We start from the raw sequence: 26,687 nt of genomic DNA, 5'->3' as shown, positions 1-26,687 counted from the left end.
CTCTATAAAGACCCGCCGCCCATGTTCCGCCTCTCCCTGAAAATGACCGGCCGCGACTGGCGCGCCGGGCAACTGCGTTTCCTGCTCGTCGCGCTGATCGTCGCCGTGGCGGCCCTGTCGGCCGTCGGCTTCTTCGTCGACCGCCTGCGCGCGGGCTTGAACCGCGACGCGCACCAGCTGCTGGGGGCCGACCTGGTCATCAGCGCCGACCAGCCCGTCAATGCGGCCTGGCGCGCGGAGGCGCAGAAGCGCGGCTTCATCCTGGCCGACACGGTGACGTTTCCCAGCATGGCGCAGGCGGGCGAGGGCGAGCAATCGCTGTCGCAACTGGCCTCCATCAAGGCCGTCTCGCCCGGCTACCCGCAGCGGGGCAAGCTGAAAATCACCACCCAGGTTAGCGAGGCGCAGGATGCCGTCGGCCGACCAACCGACCAGGTGCCGGCGCCCGGCACCCTGTGGGTCGATGCGGCGATTCTGTCCAGCCTGAACGCCAAGCTGGGCGATACGCTGACGCTGGGCGACAAGGCATTTACCGTCACCCAACTGATCGCCAGCGAGCCGGACCGAGGCGCGTCCTTCCTCAACTTCGCTCCCCGCGTGATGCTGCCCTTGAGCGATCTGGCCGCCACGGCGCTGGTGCAGAACGGCTCGCGCGTGTCGTACCGCTTGCTGTTGTCGGCGCCGCCCGCCAAGGCGGGCGAGCTTGCGCAATATCAAGCCTGGCTGGAAAGCCAGATCAAGACGCAAGCGATCAAAGGCGTGCGCATCGAATCGCTGGAATCGGGCAGCCCGCAGATGCAATCGACCCTGGACCGCGCCGACCGCTTTCTTTCCCTCGTCGGTTTGCTGTCGGCCATGCTGGCGGCCGTCGCCGTGGCCATGGCGGCGCGTCGCTTCATGCTGCGCCACCTGGATGCCTGCGCCATGCTGCGCTGCCTGGGGCTGACGCAAAACCAGGTCACGGCCATGTACGTGATCGAATTCTTATTGGTGGGACTGGCCGGCAGCGTGGTCGGCGTGATGGTGGGCTTCGGCGGCCACCTGGTGCTGCTGGAGCTGCTGGGCAAGCTGGTGCAGAGCGACTTGCCGCCCGTGTCCATGCTGCCCGCCCTGCAAGGCGTGGCCACCGGCATGCTGTTGCTGCTCGGTTTTGCCTTGCCGCCGATTTTGCAGTTGCGCAATGTCCCCCATAACCGCGTGATCCGCCGCGAGCAGGAGGCGCCGCAGGCGCTGGCCCTGGCCACCTACGGCCTGGGCATCGCCGCCTTCGTCGTGCTGCTCCTGTGGCAAGCGGGCGACGTGAAACTGGCCCTGCTGACGGCGGCCGGCTTCCTGGGCGGCTTCGCCCTGTTCGGCCTGGCCGGCTGGCTGGGCATCCGCTCGCTGAAAACCCTGCGCGGCGCCTTCAATCACCCGGGCTGGCGCTTCGCCGTCACGTCCCTGCAGCGCCGCCCGGGCGCCACCGTCATCCAGGTGGTGTCCCTGGCCTTGGGCCTGATGGCCTTGCTGCTGCTGACGGTGGTGCGCGGCGACTTGATGGTGGCCTGGCGCAACGCCACGCCGCCGGACGCGCCGAACCGCTTCATGATCAATATCCTGCCGGAACAGAAAGACCCGATCGCCGCGCGCCTGGCCCAGGCCGGCGTGGCCAATGCGCCCTTGTATCCGATGATACGGGGGCGCCTGGTAGCCGTGAACGGCAACGCCATCACGGAAACCACCTACGAGGACGACCGCGCCAAGGGCCTGGCCGACCGCGAATTCAACCTGTCGACGATGGCCGCGATGCAGGAAGAAAACAAGCTGGTGGCCGGCAAGTGGTTCGGCAATGCGCCGGGCGCGCCAGCCGAGGCGTCGGTGGAAGAAGGCATCGCCAAGACCCTGAAGCTGAAGCTGGGCGACAAGCTGCGCTTCGACATCGCCGGCCAGCCCGTGGAAGCGGCCATTACCAGTTTGCGCAAGCTGGAATGGGGCTCGATGCGCGTCAATTTCTTTGTCATCATCAATCCGGCCGCCATGGCGGACACGCCGCAGACGTGGATCACGGCGTTTCACCTGCCGCCCGCGCAGGCCGACCTGGGCAATGCCTTGCTGCGCGACTACCCGAATCTGACGGTGGTCGACGTGGGCGGCGTGCTCAAGCAAATTCAGGGCGTGCTGGACCAAGTGGTGACGGCCGTCGAATTCCTGTTTGCCTTTACCTTGGCCTCTGGCTTGCTGGTGCTGTATGCGGCCTTGATGGGTTCGCAGGACGAGCGCACGCGCGAAGCGGGCCTGCTGCGCGCGCTGGGCGCCACGCGGCGCCAGCTGGCGCAGGCGCAGCTGATCGAGTTTTCCCTTGTCGGCGCGCTGGCCGGCCTGTTGGCGGCCTCGGGCGCGGCGGCCATGGGCTGGGCGCTGGCCACGTACCAGTTCAAGTTCGCCTGGAGCTTCGCGCCCGGCGTGTGGGCCTTTGGTTTGCTGGCCGGCGCCCTGTGTGCGATCGCCGGCGGCTGGCTGGGCTTGCGCAATGTCCTGAAACATCCGCCGCTGCAAACCTTGCGGGAAAGCTAAGGACTAGGCGCCCACGCTGTCGTCCGCCTGCGCGCGTAAAAATTGCGCGTAGGACATGACTGGCTGCCCCAGCTGGTGCGGCGGCACGTCGAACAGGGCCCAGAAGTAGGTTTCGCGTCCCAGGCAGATGGTCGGCGCGGCGCAATAGCGGAACCAGTTTTCGCCGATGTGCGCCGCATACATGCCGTCGCTGTCGGCATCGGAAAAGTACGGGATCACGCGCATTTCCAGCAAGGCCAGCAGCAGGGACTCGGGCGCGTCGCTGTCGCGCGCCATTTCGTACTGCGTGTGCAGGCTGCGTTCCGTCTCGATGATCATCAGGCGGGCCTGGCCGTCGCGCGTGAAAAACAGGATGCCGCAGGGATTCGGGAAAATATAGAACTCGACAAAGCCATGGCGCCGGCACAGTTCCTGCACGACGGCGGCCATGGCTTCGTCTTGCAGGAAACTATAGTCGTGCAGCAATAGCAAGTCGCGCACGGTGTCCGACTGCTGCAGGAAGAATTCGCGTTGCAGGGAAACGATTTCCTGTTCCAGGATATCGAGCGCATCGTCGTCGCTCTTCTTGATGTAGCGGTCGATCAAGCCCCGGTTGAAGGCCGTCACGGCCACTTTTTCATCGGCCGCGCCCGTAAATAAAATCTTCTTGCACGGCAAGTCACGCACGGCCTGGCAGAATTCCAGGCCATTCATCTGCGGCATCGAATAATCGACCACCAGCACGGAAGGCACGGCAAAGCGCTGCGCCTGGCCGCTGATGCGCCAGATGCGTTCGAGGTCGAGCGCCACGTTGCGCTGGTCGCGCGGCAGGTTTTGCGTGTCGAAATTGACGTGCAGCGGCGTCTCGCCCGGCTGCGTGCTGTGGCGCAGCCAGTGCAGCGCGCTGCTGGTGTCATGAAAGGTCAGGCGCGCCAGCGCGGGGTCGAGCTGGAACGCCAGGCTTTTCAGGAAGGAATCGCTGTCATCGATCAATACGGTCAGGGTCGGATGGGAGTAGACGGGCAGTTGCATGCATCACCTTGCGGGGGAAGAGGGTTGTAAGCGGGCAGGCAGGGGCTGGGGAAATTCCAGGATGAAAATCGCATACGCATGCTCGCGCGACACGCAGCGGATGCGCGCCTGCCAGGCCGTGATGATCTGCCGGCACAGGGCCAGGCCGATGCCGCTGCCGTTATGCACGGGATACGAATAAAAACGCTCGAAGATCAGCGGCAGGCGGTTCTTCGCGATGCCGCAGCCCGTGTCGATGAACAGCAGCCTGGGCACGGGGCGGGCGCCGTCGATGATGATGCGCACGCGGCCCTTGCCGGCCCGCTGGATGGCTTTCAGCGCGTTTCTCAGCAGGTTCAGCAGGATCACCACGCACAGTTCGTCCTGGCCGGCGAACTGGAAGTCGGCGCGCACGTCCACCTTGACGCGGCTGCGCTGGCTGTTGCCGGTGAATGGGTAGCGCTTCAGCACGGAATTCACCATCGCCAGCATCGACAGCGCCTGGCTGGGCTGCAGGTTGCGGTTCACGGCGCTGGCGCTCATCAGGAACAAATCGATCATGTGCTGCATGTGGCGCACTTCGAACTGGATGCGCGACAGGGCTTCCTGCAACGGCGGCAAGTCGTGCGCCTGGCCGGCAAGTTGCGGCAGCAGCCGGCGCATGCCCCGCACATTGGCTTCCACGCTGGTCAGCGGCGTGCGCAGCTCGTGCGCCACGGAACCGAGTCCGGCGGACAGGCCGGCCAGCCGTTCCAGTTCCAGCACCTTGCTGCCCACTTTCACCACGGACAGCGCGGCTATGGTGAACCAGTGCACGGGCAGTTGCTGCAGCACTTCACGCTGCAGCAGGAAGTCGCCTTCCCCCTGCAGGATGACGGCGAGGCAGGCGGTGCTGGTGCCGATCAGGTAGGCGCGGCAAGCCAGCTTCGTTTCGAAATGAAACAGCACGACCAGGCCGATCAGCAGCGATTCGCTCCAGATGGACGACGCGTGGTTCATCAGAAACATGAAGGTAAAGAAGAAGGGCAGGATGTAGCTGAGCGCGAACAGCAGGTAGCGCGACAGCCAGCGGGCCGAGAAGTGGCGCGCAAACAGGCCGACCGCGCAGATGCCCACGCCCGTCAGGCGCAAGGTCAGGTTTTCATAGGCTTGCGGAAAAAAGTAATTCCACAGCAGGTAGTACAGCGGCATCGCCACCGTGCCCACGGCGGCCAGCATGGCGACCCTGCCGGCCAGGTTTTCATGGGGCATGCGTTCATGCAGCAGCGAATGGAGCAGGCGCCTGCGCCAGTGTGTCCATCGTCCTTGCAATTGCTGCGTCATGACTCTGCCTTGATTCTCTTCAGAACATTATCATCGCGTAAATTTTCCTGGTTGAACGGTTATCTCATCGGACATTGATATACGTCAATGGATGGGTTCGCGAGACGGTCAAGGCTTTAAGCCGCAGCAAACCTTTCCCTAGGAGAAAACTCATGACCATCGCTACCAGCTTGCACGCCCCATCCTTCGTCCGCGCAGAACACTGCTTGCCAGACTACATCGTGCGGCGCATGGATGCGCACCACGTCACGCGCATCGAAAAGCTGCTGGGCGGCCAGCATCCCCATGCCTGGCAACCGACACCCGCCCATGCCATTTTCCTGGCTGGCAATGATTACCTGTCCATCGCCGCCGAGCCGGCGCTGGTGGCGGCCCAGGTGGCGTCCCTGCAGGCGAATGCGGGCGGCATGCTGATGTCGGCCGTGTACTTGCAGGAAGGCAGCGAACAACACCGGCTGGAAAGCCGGCTGGCCCGCTTCATGGGCAGCGAGGACGGCATCCTGGCGCAGTCCGGCATGGCGGCCAACGTCGGGCTGATCCAGTGCATCGCCAGCCCCGGCATTCCCGTCTACCTCGACATGCAGGCCCACGCCTCGCTGTGGGAAGGCGTGCTCTCGGCGCAGGCCCAGGCCGTGCCCTTCCTGCACAACGACATGACGCACTTGCGGCGGCAGGTGGAAAAGCATGGCCGCGGCGTGATCGTCGTCGACGCCCTGTACAGCACCAACGGCAGCCTGGCGCCGCTGCTGGAATTGCTCGACATCGCCGAGCGCAGCGACTGCGTGGTGGTGGTCGACGAGTCGCACTCGCTGGGCACGCATGGCCCGCAGGGGGCGGGCCTGGTGGAGGCGTGGGGACTGGGCCACCGCGTGCATTTCCGCACGGCGTCGCTGGCCAAGGCCTTCGCGGGACGTGCCGGTTTCATCAGCTGTTCCAGCCGCTTCAAGGGCTATTTTTTGTCCGAATCACGCCCCGCCATCTTCAGTTCCTGTTTGCTGGCGCATGAGCTGGCGTGGCTGGGCGCGGCGCTCGATTTCATCATGGCTGCCGACGAGCGGCGCGCCACCCTGCAACGCCATACGCTGCAGGTGCGCGAAGGCTTGCGCGAACTGGGCTACAACGTCAGCGATGGCACGGAGCAGATCGTGGCGCTGGAGGCGGGCGGCGAACCGGCCACCCTAGTCCTGCGCCAGGCGCTGGAGCGGCAAGGCATTTACGGCGCCATGTTTTGCGCCCCGGCAACGGCGAAGAACCGCGCCCTCGTGCGCCTGACCCTCAATGCGGGGCTCGACGGGGCGGCCATCGAGCGGGTGTTGGCGGGCTGCGCCGCCATCCGCGCCGAAGCGGGCGTGGAACACTGGCCGTCGACGCGGCGCCTGCGCAGGCTGGCGCTCGTGTAGCGTCGTCAGCCGGCCAGCCGGCCCAGGAGGGCTGAAAGCGCTCCCAGCTGCTCTGCCGGCGCATCCTGCAGCAATTCGCGCCCCACCGCCTGCGCGGTGGCGCTCGCATGTCCCAGCAATTCCTGGCCGGCGGCAGTCAGCACGGCATAGCCGACGCGGGCGTCGCGCGCATCGGCCTGGCGTGCCACCAGGCCGATCTTTTCCAGTGGCATCAAGGAACGCGTGACGCCGGAGGCCGTCAATGCCAGGCGCTCGGCCAGGTCGATGCGGCGCAGGCGCGCACCGGGCGCGCGCTGCAGCTGGTACAGCAATTGATAGTCGCTGAAGCTCAGGCCATGCAAATTGCCCAGGGCGCTGTCGAAGCGGCGCACGATGAGCGCCTGGGCGCGCGCCAGGCGCAGGCAAAAGTCCAGCGCGCCGTCGGCGTCCGGCGACGGGAGGGTGTGATCGTTCATGGCGTCCATTTTATCCATTGCGAAATGCTTGAGTACGCAAGTGTAAAGCAATGCCGCTCAATACAGCGGCTGGCCTTGCTCCAGCCACTGTGCGCGGTGCAGTTCCAGCAGGGCGCCCAGTTCGGCATCCGCATCGAAGGCGGGGTCGTCGGGCAGCTTGAGCGTATCGATGACGGCGCAGGAAAAGGCCGCCGCGCCGTCGCGCCGCCAGTCCGCCTGCAGCAGGGCGTTGCGGTGCTTGCCCAGGTTCAGCTCGAAGCGGTGCCGGTTCAGCATGCCGGGCGCGTTGCGGCTGCTGTCGAGCAAGGTGCGCCCGCTGGGCAAGTGCCGCAAGGCGATGATGCCCAGCGGCGGCGGCTGTTGCCGGTAGTGCGCTTTCAATGTTGCCTGTCGTGTCTTGTCCATGTTTTACTTCTCCGATATCGTTTGCTTGATCGTTTCCGGTCCGGCGATGCGCGGGATGGCGGTAAATAATGCGGCCGCCACGGCGGCTGCCAGCAGCAGGGCGCCGCCGCCGCAGAACAGCTCCTCAACGCTCAGGTGGCGCAGCAGCGCGCCCGTGGCCGCCGCCGACAGCGGCGCCAGTCCCAGGAAGATGCCCATGAACAGGGCCATCGCCCGTCCCAGCATGGCGGGCGCCACGCGCCGCTGTATCCACGTAAAGATGGCCACCTGCAAGTAGCCGCCCAGCAACCCTGTCACGGCCAGCAGGGCCGCGCCTTGCCAGGCCGAGCTGATTTGTCCCAGCGCCATCAGCAGCAGGCCGACGACCGCATCGACGAGCAGCAGGGTGGCGCCGAAGTGGCGGCGCAGCCAGGCACCGCCCAGGCTGGACGCCAGCATGCCGGCCAGGGTGCCGGCGCCATGCGCGCCCATCAGCAAACCCAGCGCGGAGGCGCCATGCAGGCGCTCGCTGGCCAGCACGGGCAAGGCCACTTGCAGCGGCCCCATCGCGAAGAACGCCACCACCGCCCAGTACGCATAGCAGCTGCGCAAGGGAAGGTCGCGCCACACCATGGCCAGGCCCGCCGCCATGTCGCGCCACATGCCCTGCGCCGCCGCCGCGGCCAGTGGCCGCAGGCTCACTTGCCGCAAGGTCCAGGCGGAGAACAGGAACGTCAGCGCATCGATGGCAAAGGCGGCGGCCAGCGCCGCCATGGAGGTGTGCTGCGCGCCATCGTGGGCGCCGAGCACGAGCGCCGCCAGCAGGGGGCCGGCCAGCAGGGACAACTGGCGCGCGCCCATCTGCAAGCCATTGGCGTTCTGCAACGATTGCGGCGGCACGGCTTGCGGCAGGATGGCCGTGCCGGCGGGAATGCCGAAGGCGGCCGCGATACCCAGCGCCAGCGCGGCCGCATACGCGAGCGTCACACTGGCCTGGTCCAGCAGCAGCAACCCCGCCAGCGCCAGCAGGATGGCGGCGTTCGCGTATTTGCTCAGCAGCATCACGCGCCGGGGCGAATAGCGGTCGGCGATGGTGCCGCCCAGCAAAATCAGCACGGCGCGCGGGGCGCCCATCAGGGCCACGGCGATGCCCAGGCTGAGGCTATCGCCCGTCAGGCTCAGCACCAGCCAGGGCAGGGCCAGCATGCTGAACTGGTCGCCCAGCATGGAGACGAGGCCGCCGCCCAGCAGCCAGCGGAAGTTGGTATTGCGTAGCAAAGGAGGTTCTGCGGTGGTGGGCATGGTTGACCTGTCCGTGTTTAAAGATTGCATAGTAGTTGATAAAAGCTTGAGTGGTCAAGTATATTGCTTTTTATGCCGGCAGCGGAAGCTGGCGCCGCATGGGCCGCCGGCGCTTGCGCTATCATGGCGGCCATGACTGATACCACTGCCCCCACCCTCTACGAGACCATCGGCGGCGCCCCCGTGCTGCGCGAAATGGTCGACCGTTTTTATGACTTGATGGAACTCGAAGCCGAGTTCGCCGGCATCCGCGTCATGCATCCGCCTTCGACGGACGGTTCGCGCGACAAGCTGTATTTCTTCCTGACGGGCTGGATGGGCGGCCCGGACTTGTATATCGAGAAATTCGGCCATCCGCGCCTGCGCGCGCGTCACTTGCCCTACGCCATCGGCACCAGCGAGCGCGACCAGTGGCTGCGCGCCATGGCCTGGGCCATGGAAGACACGGGCATCGAAGAGTCCTTGCGCGTGCGCCTGATGGAATCGTTCTATCAGACGGCCGACTGGATGCGCAACAAACCTGACTGACACCCATGAGCCCAATCGAGTTTTACAGCCTGCTGGGCGCCGCCATCGTCGCCATCGTCCTGTTGCTATTGATCTTGCTGCGCCCCCGTGGCGCGGCCGGCGATGGCGCCACCACCCTGGCCCTGGTGCAGCAGCACCAGCAGCAAAGCCTGGAACGCATCGACCGGGTCGAGCGCGAAGTGCGGCTGCAACTGCAGGCGTCGGCACAGGCGACGCGGCAAGACCTGGCCACCAGCCTGGCGCAATTCCAGGCGGCGACCCTGCAGCAGCTCGACAGCCTGCGCACGCAGATGCAGGCGCAGGGAAAAGTCGGGCGCGAGGAACAGGCGCAAAGCCTGGCGCGCTTTGCCGACAGCACCAACCAGACCCTGGCGCAGCTGACGGAATCGAATGCGCAGCGCATGCTGGAAGTGCGCGCCACGCTGGAAAGCAAGATCCGCGACTTGCAGGCCGACAATGGCGCGCGCCTGGAAGAGATGCGCAAGACGGTCGATGAAAAGCTGCACGCCACGCTGGAAACGCGCCTGACTGCCTCGTTCCAGCAAGTGTCGGAGCGGCTGGAAAAAGTCCACCAGGGACTCGGTGAAATGCAGCAGCTGGCGCTGGGCGTGGGCGACCTGAAGCGGGTGCTCACCAACGTCAAGACGCGGGGAACCTGGGGCGAAGTGCAGCTGGAAATGCTGCTGGAGCAGGTACTCACTGTCGACCAGTATGCGAAGAACGTGGAAACCTTGCCAGGCAGCGGCGCGCGCGTGGAATTCGCCCTGAAATTGCCGGGCCTGTCCGATGGCGGGCCGCCCGTGTGGATGCCGATCGATGCGAAGTTCCCCAAGGAACAGTACGAGCGCCTGGTCGAAGCGGCAGAGCGGGCCGATGCCGACGGCGTGGCCCTGGCCGGACGCGAGCTGGAACGGGCCGTGCGGGGCGAAGCGAAAACCATCGCGGACAAATACCTGGCGCCGCCGCTGACCACCGACTTTGCCATCCTCTTCCTGCCCACGGAAGGCTTGTATGCGGAAGTGTTGCGCCGCCCGGGCCTGGCCGACGAATTGCAGCGCGTGCACCGGGTCAGCATCGCGGGGCCATCCACGTTGACGGCCTTGCTCAACAGCCTGCAAATGGGTTTCCGCACCCTGGCGCTGGAAAAGCGCTCGTCGGAAGTGTGGCAAGTGCTGGGCGCCGTGAAGACGGAATTCGGCAAGTTTGGCGACGTGCTGTCGCAGACCCGCCTGACCCTGGAAAAGGCGGCGAAGAATATCGAAAGCGCGGAAGTGCGCAGCCGGCAGATGGCGCGCAAATTGAAATCCGTGGAAGCCTTGCCGGGCGAGGCGGCCGCCTTGCTGCTGGGTAAGGCGGACGCGGGACTGTCCGCCGAAGCGGACGGCGAATAGCGCCGCCGCCGTTCAGGTCGCCGCCGCAGGCCGGCGGCGCAGCGTGGCGCAGACGGTCAGCGCGAGTCCCGCCAGCAGCATGGCCCACGTTTGCGGTTCCGGCACGGCGGGCATGACGGACAGGCCGGTGGGCGGCAGCGAAGGCAGCATGACGGTGGGGTTGAACGGCTCGACGATGATGCTGCTGCCGCGCGGTGGCTGGCCACCGCCTATGCCCGACGGCAACATCGTGTCGCGGCTGCCGCGCACGAAATCGAAGCCCGGCAGGGGCAGGCCGGCCACCACGGCCGGCGGCGCCGCGCCCGTGAGCGAGCCGCCATGCGCGGCGACGGGATGCTCGATGACGGGCACGCCCGTTGCCGCCGGCGCGGCCGCTGCCGGCGTTGCACCGCCCGGCGCGGCGCCAACCGGGGCCGCGCCAGCGCCGCGCGGCCCTGCCGCCGCCTGCGTGATGCGGCTGACATTGCGGCACACGGTGGGCACGAGGATGCAGGTGCCCTGCACGCAGTACACGAGTCCCCTTTCCTGCATCTGCTCGCTCCAGCCTGCACGCGTGACATTGCGGCAGACGCGGCCCGGGCCGAAATGCATGTCGCTGATGCGCGCATCGTAATTGCCCTTGCCGCGGATGGCGTCGCGGCTGATCACGACGATTTCATCATACTGGCGCGCGCGCATGCGCGCCTTCAATTGCTCGCGCACCTGCGGCGCGATGTCCGGGTACCTGTCCACGGCGGCCACGACGTCGCCCATGAACGGGTCGGCGCCGGGGCGGTTCCAGCTGCAGTTGTCCAGGACGTCGGCCCGAGGGGCCCCTTTGGCATGGGCGGGCGGCGGGGCGAGGGTCAATAGGCCAAGCAGGCAAGCCGCTCCCAGCATGCTGGCGCCCGCGTTCCAAGAGCGGTGTCTCATTATTAGTTTCCTTGTGAAAACAATATCAAAATTGAACTTTTCGTATAAGTTCGGATGTTATCACCGAAGAAACTTAAATATCAACAAATAAATAAAATAATTACAATTAGTGTTGTGTTTGTTGATATGTTATTTAAAGAAATAATTAACATTTTTATCTCAATAGGCGAGCAGTTTCCGGGAGGAAAATTGATTGCGAAGGGGCAATGCAAACGGCCCGCGCAAGGCGGGCCGTTCGGGAGGGGAAGCTTGGGGATGCGCCGCCGGCGGCGCGGCAAGGGATGCTTAGATGCGGCCCGGGCAGGCTTGCGTATCGAAGGCGGGATAGCCGATGGCGGGCAGCTTGTGCAGCCAGGTGCGCATCAAGGTGCGCGCGCCTTGCGCATCGTACTGCCGCCCTTGCTGCAAGTCGGCGGCGAGCGTGTCCAGTTCTGCGCAGATCGATTGCTTGCCGGCCTGGGCCGCCAGCAGGGAGGCCAGCAGTTCCGGCAGCACGGACGTCGCCGGCGCCGCCTGGCGCGTGGCGCGGTAGTGCTGCCAGTAGCGCCCGGCGGCATCGCCATCAAAGCTGGGGACGAAACCGAACGTGGCGTCATCGCGGTGCAAGCGGTACACGGTGGGAAAGTAATGCGGGCCCGTCAGTTCGCCAGGAAAGCGGTCGCGCCGCAGGACGTCGATGGCCAGCGATCCGTCGCGCTCCACGCGCACGGGACTGGGCGCATCGTACTGGTCCACGCTCACCATGGCGGGCGAGGTGCCTTGCATGAAAATGATCTTTTGCGTGTAATGGCGCCCGCCCAGGTGGCCGCACAGGGCGACGAAGCGGTCGTCGAGGGCGGTGACGGCCGCAACGGCGCCGCAGCCGGGCCGCAGGGGCGTGTTTTCCTGCCACACGAGCGCCTGGTCGCTGGTGCGCACGAGGCGGATGCGGCCCACGGTGTCGCCGTGCAAGTCACCGCGTGCATCCTCGATGCGTTCGTCGAAGCGCAACGTGTAGCCATTGCTGTGCACTTCGCCGGCGTACGCCGTCATGCCCTGCAGCAGGGCCAGTGCCAGTATCAGTTTCATACCAATCCCTGGAACAGCACGATATCGACCAGGTCGCCGGCGGCCACGTGGCCTTGCGCTTCGTGCAGCACGATCATGCAATTGGCTTGCGTCATCGAGCGCAGGATGCCCGAGCCTTGCGCGCCCGTCACGCGCACGTGCTGGCGCCCGTCCGCACCGCGCTCGACGATGCCGCGCTGGTATTCCGTGCGGCCCCGTTTCTTGCGGATCGCCGCTTGCGCCGCCACTTGCAGCAGCGGCAGGGCGGACGTGTCCGCGTCGGCGCCCATCAGGCGCAGCAGGGTGGGGCGGGCGAGGAAATAAAACGCCGCCATCACGGCCACCGGGTTGCCGGGCAGACCCAGCAGCAAGGCCGATTCGCCCTCGCTGGCAATCCGCCCGAAGGCCATGGGGCGGCCCGGGCGCATGTTGATTTGCCAGAAGGCCACGTCACCGAGGCGCGCGAGGATGTCGCGCGTAAAATCGGCCGCGCCGCTGGATACGCCGCCCGAGGTGATGATGACGTCGGCCGTGGCGCAGGCGCCGCGCAGGGCCGCTTCCAGCGCTTGCGGATTGTCCTTGACGATGCCCATGTCGAGCACTTCGCAGCCGAGGCGCGTCAGCATGCCCAGCAGCGTGTAGCGGTTGCTGTCGTAGATGCAGCCCGCGTCGAGCGGCTCGCCGATCGAGCGCAATTCGTCGCCGGTGGAGAAGAAGGCCACGCGCAGGCGCCGGCGCACGGGCACCGTGGCGATGCCCAGCGAGGCCAGCAAACCCAGCTCGGCCGGTCCGAGTATCTTGCCTTGCAGCAGGGCCGGCTTGTCCTGCATCAAGTCTTCGCCCTTGAAGCGGCGGTTGTCGCCGGCGCGGATGCAGTCCGGTGCCACGGTAATGCTGGCGTCGCCCGCTTGCAGCACCAGTTCCTGCGGCACCACGCTGTCGCAACCGTCGGGCATGACGGCGCCCGTCATGATGCGCGCGCATTGGCCGCGTCCGATTTTGACTGTGCCGGGACGCCCGGCCAGGATGGTGTCGACCACGGCCAGGGTCACGGGGGTGTCGCCGCCGAGGTCGGCGCCAAGGTCAGCTCCGTAAAGCGCATAGCCATCCATGGCGGAATTGTCGTGCGCGGGCACGCTGATGGGCGAGATGATGTCGGCCGCCAGGATGCGTTCGAACGCTTGCGGCAGCGGCAGTTCCTCGATGTCGGCCACGGGCGCGACGGTGTCGGCCAGGATGGCTTGCGCCATCGGCACGGACAGGCCCTGCGCCTGCAGGGCGGCCAGCTCGTCCGGCGTATTGATGTTGCCGAATGCACTATTGTTTTCGAAGAGTACTTCGGCCAGTTTCAAGGGGCCGTGCCAGGTGCGCATGCGGCGTTCGCCGCCGCGCAGATAGGCGTCGAGCTGGGGCAGGGCGGATGTTTTTACCAGGCAAAAGACGGGGTGGGGGCGGCGCACGGCCGCTCCCGTCGCCGCATCGATTTCCTCGGTGACGGCGATGGCCAGGTCGGCATTGTCTTGCGTCAAACCGGCGGCCAGGCGCGCCGCCAGGTCGGGCGGCAGCAGGGGCGAGTCGCACGGCACGGTGAGCAGATAGGGCGTGCCGGCGTGCTGCATGCCGCTGTGCAAGCCGGCCAGCGGCCCCAGCTGGCCTGGCAGCACGTCGGGCCACACGGGCAGGCCGAAGTGCGCGTAGTCGCCCGCATCCGCGTGGACGCTGAGGGCCAGCTGGCCCACTTGCGGCGCCAGGCGCTGGGCCACGTGGCGCGCCAGGGGCTGGCCATGCAGGGGCAGCATGCCCTTGTCGCGCTGGCCCATGCGCGTGCCGAGGCCGCCGGCCAGGATCAGGCCGGTAATGTCGTGTTTGTTGATCATGTCAGGTAGGAAAATTGGTGCATGCGCCATGGTAGCAGCGGCGGGCGCGCGCTGCGCCCGATTCAGCCGCCGATGTACGACATTTCCACTTTCTTTTTACCGTGCTCAAGCGCACCGCCCGTCAAATCCGTCTGGCTGGTGCGCAATTGCGAATAGCGGTCGCCGCGGCCGCGCCACAGTTGCGCCACGGCCGAGGAGATTTCCGCATCGCTGCGGCCGCCGCGCAGCAGGCTGCGCAAGTCGTGGCCGCTGCTGGCGAACAGGCAGGTGTACAGCTTGCCCTCGGTCGAGAGGCGGGCGCGGCTGCACTCGCCGCAGAACGCTTGCGTGACGCTGGAAATGAGACCGATCTCGCCGCTGCCATCGGCATAGCGCCAGCGCGCCGCCGTTTCGCCCGCGTAGTTCGGGTCGATGGGCTGCAAGGGCATGTGCGCGGCGATGCGCCGCACCACTTCCGCTGAAGGGATGACTTCCTGCAAGTTCCAGCCATTCGAGGCGCCCACGTCCATGTATTCGATGAAGCGCAGGATGTAGGGCGTGCCCTTGAAGTGGCGCGCCATGGGCACGATTTCCTGCTCGTTCATGCCGGCCTTGACGACCATGTTGATCTTGATGGGCCCCAGGCCCGCCGCGTGCGCCGCATCGATGCCGTGCAGCACGTCGGCCACGGCGAAATCGACGTCGTTCATGCGCTTGAAGGTGGCGTCGTCGAGCGAGTCGAGCGACACGGTGACCCGGTTCAGGCCCGCATCCTTGAGCGCCTGCGCTTTTCTTGCCAGCAAGGAACCATTGGTCGTCAGGGTCAGGTCCAGCGGCTGGCCCGACGGCGTGCGCAGGTCGGCCAGCATGGCGATGAGCTTTTCGATATTCTTGCGCAGCAGCGGCTCGCCGCCCGTCAGGCGGATCTTTTCCACCCCGTGCGCGACGAACAGGCGCGCGACGCGCGTGATTTCCTCGAACGACAGCAAATCCGTGTGCGGCAGGTAGACGTGGTTCTTGTCGAATACGTCCTTGGGCATGCAATACACGCAACGGAAATTGCAGCGGTCGGTAATCGAGATGCGCAGGTCGTGCAGGGGCCGGCCCAGGCTGTCGGCCACGTTGCCGCTGGGGCTATCCAGCTGCGCAGGAATCGCCAAAGCCCCATTGCGGGCTTCGGCGAGGTAGATAATCTTGTCAGCCATGAAAGGTGATACCACTTACGTTGAGTCGTTCAAGGCAGATACGATAGCACGAGGCCGAAGATGCCACAGGCGAGCAGCAATTTGATGGTGCCCACTTGAAACCTGATCAGCGCCACGCCGGCCGCCAGCGCGATGGCAATCGCCAGCCAGTCCCAGTGCGGCAGCGGGTTTTCTTGCCAGAAGACATGGCGGCCAAAGAACAGGGCCAGGCTGGCAATGACGCCCACCACGGCCGCCGAGATGGCCGTCAGGGGCGCGCTCAGGCGCAGATTGCCGCGCGACGCTTCCACCAGCGGCGCGCCGGCCAGGATGAAGATGAACGAGGGCAGGAAGGTGAACCAGCTGGCGACGAGCGCGCCGCACACGCCCGCCAGCCACAGCTGCTCCCCTGTCACGGCGTGGCTCCAGCCGCCGACAAAGCCGATGAAGGCGACGATCATGATCAGGGGGCCGGGCGTCGTTTCGCCCAGCGCCAGGCCATCCATCATTTGCGCGCTGGTGATCCAGTGGTAGTGCTCGGCGGCGCCTTGCACCAGGTAGGGCAGCACAGCATACGCGCCGCCGAACGTCAGCAGGGCCGCCTTGCTGAAAAACATGCCCATCTGCGCCAGCGGCTGGTCCGCGCCGCCCGCCAGCGCCAGGCCCAGCCAGGCGAGGAAGGTCAGGGCCAGGCCCACGGCGGCCGTGCCAAGCAGGCGCGGCCAGCTGAAGCGTGCATGTTCCGGCGTGGGTGTGTCGTCATCGATCAGGGCGGCGCCGTAGCGGGCCGCGCCGCCGTGCGAGGCGGCGCCGACATGGAAGTGGGCCGGCAGCCAGCGGCCGCCCGCCATGCCAAGCAGGGCGGCGGCGAGCACGATCAGCGGAAATGGCAGCTGTAGCGCGGCGATGGCGACAAATGCGCCTGCCGCGATGGCGATCGGACCGGGGCTGCGCAAGGTGCGCCGGCCCAGGCGCCAGGCGGCCGCCAGCACGATGGCGACGACGGCCGGCTTGACGCCGTACAGGACGCCGGCGATGGCGGCCACGTGGCCATACGCCATGTACAGCCAGGACAGGACGATCAGCAGCAGCAGCGAAGGCAGCAAAAACAGCAGGCCGGCCACCAGGGCGCCGCGCGTGCGGTGCATCAGCCAGCCGATGTAGATGGCCAGCTGGGTCGCTTCCGGCCCCGGCAGCAGCATGCAGTAATTCAGGGCGTGCAGGAAACGCTGCTCGGAAATCCAGCGCCGCTTTTCCACCAGTTCCGCATGCATCATGGCGATTTGCCCGGCCGGGCCGCCAAAGCTGACGCAACCGAGCTTGAGCCAGTACCAGAAGGCGCTGCGCAGGCTGACGGGGGAGGGAAGTTGGTTGGCGTTCTCGTGCATGGCGGCTGGCTGGCAAGGGGGGGGGACGTAAAAAAGGGGAAGCCTGAGCTTCCCCTTTCATCATCGGCGGCTGGGCGAACCCGGCACGCTTATGGACGCTGCGTGTTGACCTGGATCAACGGCTCATCCGATTGCGGCGGCAATGGCTTGCGTTCGCGCGGCTTGCGGACCGGAGCGACTGCCTTGGCGGCCGCTTCCTGCGCCAGGCGCAGTTTTTCCGGATCGGTGGCAGCCAGGGTCAGGCCGGCCGAACCGAGCACTGCGCTCAAGTCCAGCGGCGCGGCCACTGGCGCGGCAGGCGCCGGGGCAGGCGCGGCGACAGGTGCCGGCGCTGGTGCAGGAGCAGGAGCAACTTCGGCAACCACCGGCGCCGCTTCCGCCACGACAGGCGCCGCTTCGGCTACCGGCGCTTCTTCCACCACGACGACCGTTTCCACGACTGCAACTGCTTCCACGACTGGCGCCGCTTCGACGATGACTTCCGCTGGAGCAGGGGCAGGCGCTGGTGCGGCTTGCGCTTTCTCGGCAAAGCTGTACTCGGCAGCTGGCACTGGTTCGGCAGCGGCTGGTTCAGCTTGCGCTGCAGCCGCTTCGACAGGGGCTGCTGGCACGATCACTTCAGCAGCTGGGGCAACTTCCACGGCAGGAGCGGTTTCTTCGACCTTGGCGATGTCCACGACCTTGGCCACTTCCACCACTTCCACCACGACGGCTGGCGCGGCTTCGGCGGCAGCTTCCACTGGCGCGGCAGCGACAGCAGCTTCCGGCGCCGGAGCAACCGTAAAGCTGATCACTGGCGCATCCTGGCCTTCGTTCTCGCCATTTGCCGATTCGATCAGCTCGCCCGTTTCGCGGTCGCGGCGGTTGCGGTTGCGGCCGCCACGACGACGGCGGCGGCGCGGTTCTTCGCCTTCCACGTCGTTTTCCGTCTCTTCGCCTTCAGGACCGGCATTCGCCGGTGCTTTCAGCAGGTTGGCCGGTGCGGCGTCGGATTCCGGGCCGCTGGACGGCACGACGACGTTCACTGCGCTGGCGGTGGCGCCAACCAGTGCCAGCTCTTCAGCTTTCACTTCAGCAACAACAGCCTTGTCGGCGCGCGGTTCGCGGCCTTCGCGTGGCTGGCGTGGCGGACGTTCGGCACGTTCCGGACGCTCGGCGCGCTCCGGGCGTTCCGCGCGTTCAGGACGTTCGCCCCGTTCGCGTGGCGCTGCCGTTGCATCGCCGCCTTCGCGTGCTTCACGCGGTTCGCGTGGCGGACGCGGCGGGCGTGGCGGACGGGCCGCTTTTTCCAGTGCTTCCGCTTCTTTCGCGGCATCGTCCTGGGCTGGACGGCCCTGGCCCGGTTCGCGCTCTTCGCGGCCAGGCTTGCCGTTGCGGCCACGGCCACGCGGGCCACGGCTGTTGCGGTCGCCGCGGTCGGCGCCGGCCGGCTTGGCCGGGGCGACTGGGGCGGGTGCCGGTGCCACCGGTGCCGGGGCGCCGGTGAAGAAGCTGATGATCTTGGCGATCAGGCCTTGCGGCGCGGCAGGCGCGGCCACTGGGGCCGGTTTCGCTTCGACGGGCTTGCGCTCGACCAGCGGTGCCGGCTGGTCAGGGGTGATCGTCTTGACGACGGCTTCCTGGCGCGGCTTGGCTTCTTCCTTCTGGCGCTTGCTGTACGCCATGTCGGTTTCAGCGCTTTCGGCCAGGTTGTAGCTGGCCTGGCTGTCTTCCAGACGCGGATCGTCGTGCTTGATGCGTTCCAGCTTGTAGTGCGGCGTTTCCAGATGCTTGTTCGGGATCAGGATCACGGCGATGCGGTGGCGGTTTTCGATCTTCAGCACTTCGCCGCGTTTTTCGTTCAGCAGGAAGGCGCCCACGTCCACGGGCACTTGCACGTGGATGGTGGCCGAGTTTTCCTTCATCGCCTCTTCCTGGATGATGCGCAGCACCTGCAGGGCGGACGATTCCGTATCGCGGATGTGGCCGGTGCCGGAGCAGCGCGGGCACGTCACGTGCGAGCCTTCGGACAGCGAAGGGCGCAGGCGCTGGCGCGACAGTTCCATCAGGCCGAAGCGGGAAATCTTGCCCATTTGTACACGGGCACGGTCATGGTGCAGCGCATCTTTCAGGCGCTGTTCCACTTCGCGCTGATTCTTTGCCACTTCCATGTCGATGAAGTCGATGACGATCAGGCCGCCCAAGTCGCGCAAGCGCAGCTGGCGGGCCACTTCTTCGGCCGCTTCGCAGTTGGTGTTGAAGGCGGTCGTCTCGATGTCCGAGCCGCGCGTGGCGCGGGCCGAGTTGACGTCGACGGAGACCAGCGCTTCCGTATGGTCGATCACGATGGCGCCGCCCGATGGCAGCGGCACGGTGCGGCTGTACGCCGTTTCGATCTGGTGTTCGATCTGGAAGCGCGAGAACAGCGGCACGTCGTCGCTGTAGCGTTTCACGCGGTGCACCATGTCGGGCATCACGTGGCTCATGAACTGGTGCGCCTGGTCGTAGATCTCGTCGGTGTCGATCAGGATCTCGCCGATGTCGGGCTGGAAGTAGTCGCGGATGGCGCGGATGACGAGCGACGATTCCTGGTAGATCAGGAAAGCGCCGTTGGCCGACTTGCCGGCGCCTTCGATGGCGCGCCACAGTTGCATCAGGTAATTCAAGTCCCACTGCAGTTCATCGACGTTGCGGCCGATGCCGGCGGTGCGGGCAATGACGGACATGCCGGCTGGCAAGTCCAGTTTATCCATGGTTTCGCGCAATTCCTGGCGCTCTTCACCTTCCACGCGGCGCGATACGCCACCGCCACGCGGGTTGTTCGGCATCAATACCAGGTAACGGCCGGCCAGCGAGACGAACGAGGTCAGGGCGGCGCCCTTGTTGCCGCGCTCTTCCTTTTCCACCTGGACCATGATTTCCTGGCCTTCGCGCAGCGCTTCCTTGACGGAAGCGTTACGCACGTCCACGCCTTCGCGGAAGTACGTGCGGGCAACTTCCTTGAAGGGCAGGAAGCCGTGGCGGTCTTCGCCATAGCTGACGAAGCACGCTTCGAGCGATGGCTCGATGCGCGTGATCACGCCCTTGTAGATGTTGGATTTGCGCTGTTCGCGCCCGGCTGTCTCGATATCGATGTCGATCAGTTTTTGTCCGTCGACAATCGCTACGCGCAGTTCTTCTTGCTGCGTGGCATTAAACAACATGCGTTTCATTTTTATAACTCCGCGACCCGTAGGCCATCTCAAAGCCGCTTCCGGGGAAGCGGCGAAGTACAGGGATATATGCGAGAACGGGAGTGCTGGCGGGGGAAATGCCTAGGCGTGCGGAGCAACAACGCGTACGAGGTATACGTTACGGCCGCAACAGGCGCGGTGAGGTCGATCGTCATGCCGAGTGCACAGGACACCTGCAACTCATCTGAAGCAGCCCGGATGTCGGGGGCAGAGAATGCAAGTGGTCAGCAAATTCAGAGCCAAATCGTAAGCCGGCTCATTACAGGGATCGCGATGGCGAGGCTTGGCCTCAGCCTATTCATCGACAACCCTCAGTATTGTGGCCGCATACGGGGTTTGGCGAAAACGGCAAGCGTTATCAACTTCATCAACCCGCGAGCCCGACTCGATAAGTCGCGCTAACGGGTACTTATCCTTATAATCCAATACACTCACTTCAGCATCTCCACGCGTTATCCGATTACAACTACGGTGCAACCTTGATTCGCGCAGGGATGGTGCATATACATTTTTTTCCACCGAATTTGCAATTTGGCGAGGCCGGTGGAGACGCCCCTGTGTAAAATGTGCTTTTATTCTTACACTCGCAGCAGCCAGGGCCGCAGCAAAAACAATTATATATTCAAAATGAAGGACTTAGAGAGATTTCTGGGAAGACATAGTAAATGAAGAGTCAAAATGATGTTGTTCCCCCTTCAACACCCCCGGTTCAGCCGCAAGCCCAATTCGTAACGATCGCCGAGGAAGAAGCAGGCCAGCGCATCGACAACTACTTATTAAGAGTGTGCAAGGGAGTGCCTAAAAGCCACATCTACCGGATCTTGCGATCGGGAGAAGTGCGGGTTAATAAAGGCCGTATCGATCAGCTGTACCGTCTCGCCGCCGGCGACGTGGTGCGCATTCCACCCGTGCGCGTGGCCGAAAAGGCCGCCACGGGCGCGCCGGCCGCCGAATTCAAGATCATCTTCGAAGATGCGCAGCTGCTCGTCATCGACAAGCCGGCCGGCGTGGCCGTGCATGGCGGCTCGGGCGTCTCGTTCGGCGTGATCGAGCAATTGCGCGCTTCGCGCCCCGACGCCAAGTTTTTGGAACTGGTGCACCGCCTGGACCGCGACACGTCCGGCTTGTTGTTGCTGGCAAAGAAACGTTCCGCGTTGACGAATCTGCATGAACAGATGCGCGACGGCGTCACGGACAAGCGCTACCTGGTGCTGGTGGCGGGCGACTGGAAGAATGCGCGCCAGCATATCAAGTTGCCGTTGCATAAATATACGACGGCCGAAGGCGAGCGCCGGGTGGCCGTGCAGGCCGATGGCCTGGCGTCGCACACGGTGTTTTCACTGTTGCATAAATATCACAACTTCGCCTTGCTGGAAGCGGAATTGAAGACGGGACGCACGCACCAGATCCGCGTGCATCTGTCTTCGTCCGGTTTCCCCATCGCCGGCGACGATAAATATGGCGACTTTGCCCTCAACCGTGCCTTGTTGAAAGCCGACAGCACGCGCGGCGCCCTGAAACGCATGTTCCTGCACGCGCACCAGATCACGTTCACGCATCCGGAAACGGGCAAGACGATGACCCTGAACGCGCCGCTGGCTGCCGAATGCGAGCGTTTCTTGGTAAGCTTGGGCAAACCATTGGCCGTTGCCGCACGCTAAATATCCACCGTGCGCGCGACACTACTCACAAGGTAGTCAGTCGCCAGCATTCATTCTCAAGGAGCCGGCGGCTATGCCGTCGGGAAACATGGCAAGAAAGCAATTTGATCTGATCGTCTTCGATTGGGACGGTACCCTGATAGACAGTACCTCGACCATCGTCAAGTGCATCCAGGCGTCGGCCAAAGACCTGGGCTTGCCAATTCCCACCGAGTTGCTCGCTTCGCACGTGATCGGCCTGGGCTTGCAGGAAGCCATGCAGCTGGTGATGCCCGACGTGGAGCCGAAATACCATGCGCGCATGGCGGAACGCTACCGTTATCACTATCTGTCGCGCGACCATGAGCTGGCCTTGTTTCCTGGCGTCTACGAGATGCTGCAGGAACTGTCGCAGCAAGCGTATTTCCTCGCCGTCGCCACGGGCAAGAGCCGCGTCGGCCTGAACCGCTCCTTGAATGCCGTCAAGCTGCTGTCCCTGTTCGATGCGACGCGTTGCGCCGATGAAACCTTTTCCAAGCCCCATCCAGCCATGCTGCAGGAGCTGACGCGCGAACTGGGGCAGGACATGCGCCGCACCGTGATGATCGGCGACACCAGTCATGATTTGTTGATGGCAAGCAATGCGGGTGCGGCCGGTATTGCCGTAGAGTATGGAGCGCATCCGGTGGCACAGTTGCAAGCTTGCAATCCCCTGTATTCGGCCGCCACGGTGGCCGAGCTGCATCAATGGCTGAGCGAGCACGCATGATGAACGATGTTGTCGACGTTTTCATCTGTGCCGCCGACGCCGTGGCCGATGGCGGCAAGGGTGTGCGCTTTCCCGTCTCGGCCGGCGGTGAAGCCACCACGGGCTTTGTCGTGCGCCATGGCGGCAAGGCGTATGGCTACCTGAACCGCTGCGCCCACGTGCCGATCGAGCTGGACTGGGCGGAGGGCGAGTTTTTCGAGTCCAGCGGCTTGTACCTGATGTGTTCGACGCATGGCGCCATCTATGTGCCGGAAAGCGGCTACTGTGCGGGCGGCCCCTGCAAGGGCGGGCGCTTGCGCCCGATCGCCGTGGCCGAACGCGATGGCCAGCTGTACTGGCAACCCGACGAGTATGTCCAGCCGCTGCCGGCCTGAGGCCGGGGCAGGCCTTCTGTAATTTACGCAAAGTGAACCATGAGCGATAACACGAATGACAAGCTGGACAGTAGCGCGCCAGCCGCCGGCCACGGCGCCCCTGCGGGACACTGGGAGCGCGAAGTGCTGGAAAAGCTGGTATTTGCCACTTTGCAAGAGCAACGCGCGCACCGCCGCTGGAGCATCTTTTTCAAGGTATTCGGCTTGCTGATCGTGCTGTTCGCCCTGTGGGTGTTTTATGACTACAACACGGCCGACGACAGCGAAACCCTGGGCCGCCACACGGCCCTGATCGACATCAGCGGCGCCATCGAGTCCGAAGGCAGCGGCTCGGCCGCCGTCGTCATCCCCGCGCTGGACAAGGCGTTTTCCGATGCCGGTTCCGTGGCCGTGGTGCTGCATATTAATAGTCCGGGCGGCAGTCCCGTGCAGGCCGGCATGATCGTCGACGAGATGCAGCGTTTGCGCAAGGGCTATCCGGACAAGCCTTTATATGTGGTGGTCGATGAAATGTGCGCCTCGGGCGGCTATTACATCGCCGCCGCCGCCGACCGCATCTACGTCAACAAGGCCAGCGTGGTCGGTTCCATCGGCGTGCTGATGGATGGCTTCGGCTTCACGGGCGTGATGGAAAAGGTGGGCGTCGAGCGCCGCCTGCTGACGGCGGGCGAGAACAAGGGCTTCATGGACCCGTTCAGCCCCCTGACGGAAAAACACAAGGCGTATGCGCAAGGCATGCTCAATGAAATCCACCAGCAATTCATCGACGTGGTGCGCGCGGGACGGGGCAAGCGCCTGAAGGAAACGGCCGATACCTTCTCCGGCCTGTACTGGACGGGCGCGAAAGCCGTGGAAATGGGACTGGCCGACGATTTCGGCACGGTCGACAGCGTGGCGCGCGACATCGTCAAGGCGGAAGACATCGTCGACTACACGCAGCATGAAGGCTTGCCGGAACGGGTGCTGAAGAAGTTTGGCGCCGCCATGGGTGCGGGTGCCATGAAGGCGGCCGTGCAGCAGTCGCAACCGGCGTTGCGCTGAGGACATCACTCTTGGCGGGCAGGCAAGCCAGTCGAGAATGATTTTCAATAAGGTGGTAAATTGGCTTGAAAATAGGGCTGCTTGGGCTATAGTGAAAGCGTAGTTCTTTTCAAGGAGGGGCGATATATCAACTATGTTGTCAGTACTAACTTGATTGGCAGGTCTTGGAACTACTCGCCGCATCGCAGATGTGGTTTTGAGTGAATTTACATTCCTCACTAAAGTCCCGATGGGGCTTGGGAACGGCGGCGCAATGCCGCCGTTTCCTTTTGTGCGTCGTTCATGTTCGATGGTCCGGTGTCGCCGGAGGAGGTTGAGCGTGCTGGCAAGGCAGGCATGCGAGGGCGTGGCATGGCTGGTCGGATGGGCCGCGCTCAGACGGCGCAGCCGTTGCAGTGCAGGGGCAGGGGAGCGGCGCTGGTTTCCCTGGCTGCTGTTGCACCGGCGTCAACGTTGCTGCCGATGTCGGACGGCATGTTCGCCATGGCGGGCGCGGTCGCGTTGTCGGCCTGCGCATCCGCGTGCGCAAAACCGCCCAGTTCCAGCCAGCACATGAAATGACATTGCGCCTCGGCATGCCAGCGCTTCTGGCTTGCCGGCGATGGCGGCGCGTCCGCATCCTGCGGCGCAGGGGCGGTGCTCCAGCGCGCCACGCCGAGTCTGACCTTGTGCATGGCCGCCTGTTCTGCGGCGATGCGCAGGCGCATGTCGGCGATGTTGCCTTGTAAGGCGATGGTATCGGTATGCTCCATACGATGTCCTTGTCAGTCGTTGCCTAGTTATTATTCCTAAACCTCGTTAGGCGGATTCCTAACGAAGTTTCAGTCTATCAACGCGATATTTCGAGCGCTTGATATTTCTCAAAGGAATCAACCATTTCTCGCCAAATCTCACCTTGTTCTTTTTGGTATTTCTGCGTGCACCATGGTTTCGTGCCGCCCGGGCCGCCGCGCGGACGCCAGGCGCCGCCGCTTCACGCTGCCAGCCGCTTCTGGTAAAGTCACGCCCATGAGTAAATTATCCCTAGACCGCATCCTGCAATCGCAGGGTTTTGGCACCCGTAAATATTGTCGTTCCCTCATCGAGGATGGCGATGTCGTCATCGATGGCGTCACCCAGACCAATTACCGCACCACCGTCGAGACCGAAGGCCTGGTGCTGCACGTGTTCGAAGAAGAGTGGGTGTACCGCGCGCACCTGTACCTGGCGCTGAACAAGCCCGCCAACTTCGAATGCTCGCGCAAGCCCAGCCATCATCCGGGCGTGCTGACCCTGCTGCCGGAACAATTCACCTGGCGCGAAGTCCAGCCCGTCGGCCGGCTCGACCACGATACGACCGGCATGCTGCTGATGTCCGACGATGGCCCGTTTATCCATGCGCAATCGTCGCCGAAGCGCCACGTTCCGAAGATTTACCAGGCCACCACGCAAGAGCCCGTGACGGATGAGCTGGTGGCCCTGCTGCTGGCCGGCGTGCAATTGCACGACGAGCCGGCCCCGCTGGCGGCCCTCGTCTGCGTCAAGCGCGGCGAGCACCAGCTGGAAATCGTGCTGGAACAGGGCAAGTACCACCAGGTCAAGCGCATGCTGGCCGCCGCCGGCAACCATTGCAGCGCGCTGCACCGTTCCGCCATCGGCAGCCTGACCCTGGAATCGCTGGGCATCGCCGAAGGCGAGTGGTGCTACCTCACGCCCGAGCAGATCGCGCTCCTGGCCTAGCCCCTTCCTGACCGCCAAAGCCGGGGATATCCCGGCTTTTTGGCGTCTTTAGTCTCCATTGCCTGCATTTGACGAAGTTTCCCGCACATGAAATTAGCTACCCTGAAGGATGGCACGCGCGACGGCCAGCTGGCTGTCGTCTCGCGCGACCTGAAAACGGCCCATCTGGCCGATGGCATCGCCTCGACCCTGCAAAAGGCGCTCGACGACTGGAGTTTCATCGCGCCCCAGCTCGATTTGCTGTACCAGACCATCAATAGCGGCCGCGGCCATCGCGCCTTCGAATTCGATCCCGCCAACTGCATGGCGCCCTTGCCGCGCAGCAGCTTGCGCGTGGCCGGCGCAGCCTACCTGCAGCAGATCGAGCGGGCCTGCAAGGCGGCGGGCAGCGAGGCGCCCGCCAATCTGCGCGATGCGCCGCGCCTGTACCAGGGCGCCAGCGACGATTTCCTGGGCGCCCAGGACGAGATCGTGCTGGCGCATGAGCAGTGGGGCATCGACTACGAGGCGGGCATCGCCGCCATCACGGACGACGTGGCCATGGGGTCGACACCCGACCAGGCGCACCTGAACATCAAGCTGTTGATGCTGGTCAACGACATCACCCTGCGCAACCTGGCGCCGGACGAGCAGGCGAGTGGTTATGGTTTCCTGCAGGCGAAACCCGCCATGGCGTGCTCCCCTGTCGCCATCACGCCCGACGAGCTGGGTGACGCCTGGCGCGGCGGCAAGGTGCATTACGCGCTGCGCTGCAGCCTGAACGGCAAGTTGACGGGCCAGCCCCACGCGGGCGCCGACATGGCGTTCAATTACCCGCAATTGCTCGCCCACCTGTGCCAGACGCGCAACGCGCGCGCCGGCAGCGTGGTCAGCGCGGGCGGGGTCGCCAACAAGGAAGTCAAGAAGGGATTTTCCAGTATTTTTGAGCGACGTAACCAGGAGATGATCGCCGATGGCGTCGCCGGCACGCCGTATTTGCTGTTCGGCGACGTGCTTCGCCTGGAAATGCTGGGCGATGACGGCAAGTCCCTGTTTGGCGCCATCGAGCAGACCGTGAAACAGGCCGAAGCGAGGAAAAACCGTTAGGAGCCCCGAGAAAATGGCCATGACTGCGTTGCAACCCCTCGCCGTACTATTCGTACTGTCTTCGGGGCTGCGCCTTGTCCTGACCATTTTTCGGTCTCCTTTGAAGTGGGCGCCTGCGGCGCCTTGTTTCATT

General features: G+C 64.8%; 22 protein-coding genes. 10 read left to right on the top strand and 12 right to left on the bottom strand.

The genetic code is table 11. From position 1 onward, the window contains the following. Positions 1-21 precede the first annotated feature (21 nt). Entirely contained in the window at positions 22-2,553 is a 2,532-nt protein-coding gene (locus tag O0881_RS10630; RefSeq protein ID WP_289911223.1) for an FtsX-like permease family protein, read from the top strand. Between the two features lie 3 nt (positions 2,554-2,556). Here the strand turns inward: O0881_RS10630 and O0881_RS10625 are convergent, their stop codons facing one another. Together O0881_RS10625 and O0881_RS10620 are read right to left on the bottom strand one after the other, a co-directional pair. Continuing rightward, positions 2,557-3,564: a response regulator gene (locus tag O0881_RS10625; RefSeq protein ID WP_289911221.1), complete on the bottom strand. Its 1,008-nt coding sequence runs from the start codon at positions 3,562-3,564 to the stop codon at positions 2,557-2,559. A 3-nt stretch (positions 3,565-3,567) separates the two neighbouring features. After that, positions 3,568-4,866 carry a HAMP domain-containing sensor histidine kinase gene (locus tag O0881_RS10620; protein ID WP_289911218.1) on the bottom strand — a complete coding sequence of 433 codons (1,299 nt, stop codon included), beginning with the start codon at positions 4,864-4,866 and terminating at the stop codon, positions 3,568-3,570. Between the two features lie 152 nt (positions 4,867-5,018). Between O0881_RS10620 and cqsA the strand changes: the two genes are divergently transcribed. Further along, positions 5,019-6,266 (top strand): alpha-hydroxyketone-type quorum-sensing autoinducer synthase, encoded by a 1,248-nt coding sequence (cqsA, locus tag O0881_RS10615; RefSeq protein WP_289898668.1) that lies wholly within the window; start codon positions 5,019-5,021, stop codon positions 6,264-6,266. 5 nt (positions 6,267-6,271) lie between these two features. Here cqsA and O0881_RS10610 read toward each other — a convergent pair whose 3' ends face one another. Genes O0881_RS10610 through O0881_RS10600 form a run of 3 tightly spaced genes read right to left on the bottom strand, consistent with a single transcriptional unit; the run spans position 6,272 to position 8,407 of the window. Further along, positions 6,272-6,721, bottom strand: coding sequence for a MarR family winged helix-turn-helix transcriptional regulator (locus O0881_RS10610; protein ID WP_099668394.1), 450 nt, complete (start codon positions 6,719-6,721; stop codon positions 6,272-6,274). Between the two features lie 57 nt (positions 6,722-6,778). Beyond that, complete coding sequence (locus O0881_RS10605) at positions 6,779-7,126, bottom strand: GIY-YIG nuclease family protein (protein WP_143451483.1); 348 nt, start codon at positions 7,124-7,126, stop codon at positions 6,779-6,781. A 3-nt stretch (positions 7,127-7,129) separates the two neighbouring features. Next, complete coding sequence (locus O0881_RS10600) at positions 7,130-8,407, bottom strand: MFS transporter (protein WP_289911216.1); 1,278 nt, start codon at positions 8,405-8,407, stop codon at positions 7,130-7,132. Between the two features lie 132 nt (positions 8,408-8,539). Here O0881_RS10600 and O0881_RS10595 point away from each other — a divergent pair, with 132 nt between their 5' ends. Then, complete coding sequence (locus tag O0881_RS10595) at positions 8,540-8,935, top strand: group II truncated hemoglobin (RefSeq protein WP_034785429.1); 396 nt, start codon at positions 8,540-8,542, stop codon at positions 8,933-8,935. A gap of 5 nt (positions 8,936-8,940) precedes the next feature. After that, positions 8,941-10,326: a DNA recombination protein RmuC gene (rmuC, locus tag O0881_RS10590; RefSeq protein ID WP_289898665.1), complete on the top strand. Its 1,386-nt coding sequence runs from the start codon at positions 8,941-8,943 to the stop codon at positions 10,324-10,326. Between the two features lie 12 nt (positions 10,327-10,338). Here the strand turns inward: rmuC and O0881_RS10585 are convergent, their stop codons facing one another. The 6 genes from O0881_RS10585 to O0881_RS10560 all read right to left on the bottom strand — a co-directional run bounded on the left by O0881_RS10585 (position 10,339) and on the right by O0881_RS10560 (position 19,904). Further along, the gene (locus O0881_RS10585; RefSeq protein ID WP_289911215.1) at positions 10,339-11,238 is read right to left on the bottom strand and encodes an MHFG family PEP-CTERM protein; all 900 of its coding nucleotides are present in this window, start codon (positions 11,236-11,238) and stop codon (positions 10,339-10,341) included. A gap of 285 nt (positions 11,239-11,523) precedes the next feature. Beyond that, a complete protein-coding gene (locus tag O0881_RS10580) occupies positions 11,524-12,306 on the bottom strand; it encodes a hypothetical protein (protein WP_289911214.1) in 783 nt (260 codons plus the stop codon). Further along, a complete protein-coding gene (gene glp / locus O0881_RS10575; protein WP_289911213.1) occupies positions 12,303-14,162 on the bottom strand; it encodes a gephyrin-like molybdotransferase Glp in 1,860 nt (619 codons plus the stop codon). The genes O0881_RS10580 and glp overlap by 4 nt, the downstream gene beginning before the upstream one ends. Positions 14,163-14,224: 62 nt before the next feature. Further along, positions 14,225-15,346 carry a GTP 3',8-cyclase MoaA gene (gene moaA / locus O0881_RS10570; protein WP_289911212.1) on the bottom strand — a complete coding sequence of 374 codons (1,122 nt, stop codon included), beginning with the start codon at positions 15,344-15,346 and terminating at the stop codon, positions 14,225-14,227. Positions 15,347-15,375: 29 nt separating this feature from the next. Then, the gene (gene chrA, locus O0881_RS10565; RefSeq protein ID WP_289911210.1) at positions 15,376-16,713 is read right to left on the bottom strand and encodes a chromate efflux transporter; all 1,338 of its coding nucleotides are present in this window, start codon (positions 16,711-16,713) and stop codon (positions 15,376-15,378) included. 89 nt (positions 16,714-16,802) lie between these two features. Continuing rightward, positions 16,803-19,904, bottom strand: a complete 3,102-nt coding sequence (locus O0881_RS10560) for an Rne/Rng family ribonuclease (protein ID WP_289911209.1) — start codon at positions 19,902-19,904, stop codon at positions 16,803-16,805. Positions 19,905-20,590: 686 nt separating this feature from the next. Here O0881_RS10560 and O0881_RS10555 point away from each other — a divergent pair. The 4 genes from O0881_RS10555 (at position 20,591) to O0881_RS10540 (ending at position 23,749) form a co-directional block, all read left to right on the top strand. After that, positions 20,591-21,586: an RluA family pseudouridine synthase gene (locus tag O0881_RS10555; protein ID WP_077407877.1), complete on the top strand. Its 996-nt coding sequence runs from the start codon at positions 20,591-20,593 to the stop codon at positions 21,584-21,586. Positions 21,587-21,674: 88 nt separating this feature from the next. After that, positions 21,675-22,334 carry an HAD-IIIA family hydrolase gene (locus tag O0881_RS10550; protein WP_035821424.1) on the top strand — a complete coding sequence of 220 codons (660 nt, stop codon included), beginning with the start codon at positions 21,675-21,677 and terminating at the stop codon, positions 22,332-22,334. After that, entirely contained in the window at positions 22,331-22,708 is a 378-nt protein-coding gene (locus O0881_RS10545) for a Rieske 2Fe-2S domain-containing protein (RefSeq protein WP_115057572.1), read from the top strand. The genes O0881_RS10550 and O0881_RS10545 overlap by 4 nt, the downstream gene beginning before the upstream one ends. 39 nt (positions 22,709-22,747) lie before the next feature. Further along, entirely contained in the window at positions 22,748-23,749 is a 1,002-nt protein-coding gene (locus O0881_RS10540; RefSeq protein ID WP_289911206.1) for a S49 family peptidase, read from the top strand. Between the two features lie 374 nt (positions 23,750-24,123). On the opposite strand, the gene O0881_RS10535 is transcribed toward O0881_RS10540, so the two are convergent. Then, complete coding sequence (locus O0881_RS10535) at positions 24,124-24,501, bottom strand: hypothetical protein (protein WP_289911204.1); 378 nt, start codon at positions 24,499-24,501, stop codon at positions 24,124-24,126. 256 nt (positions 24,502-24,757) lie between these two features. Between O0881_RS10535 and O0881_RS10530 the strand changes: the two genes are divergently transcribed. Continuing rightward, a complete protein-coding gene (locus tag O0881_RS10530; RefSeq protein WP_034754110.1) occupies positions 24,758-25,468 on the top strand; it encodes a 16S rRNA pseudouridine(516) synthase in 711 nt (236 codons plus the stop codon). Between the two features lie 87 nt (positions 25,469-25,555). Then, positions 25,556-26,554: a fumarylacetoacetate hydrolase family protein gene (locus O0881_RS10525; RefSeq protein WP_289911201.1), complete on the top strand. Its 999-nt coding sequence runs from the start codon at positions 25,556-25,558 to the stop codon at positions 26,552-26,554. Positions 26,555-26,687: the final 133 nt, after the last annotated feature.

The sequence above is a fragment of the Janthinobacterium sp. SUN100 genome (assembly GCF_030397705.1).
Taxonomy (GTDB): Bacteria; Pseudomonadota; Gammaproteobacteria; order Burkholderiales; family Burkholderiaceae_D; genus Janthinobacterium; species Janthinobacterium kumbetense.
The sequence above is the reverse complement of the archived record's forward strand: the minus strand, read 5'-3'. Positions and strand labels throughout refer to the sequence as shown.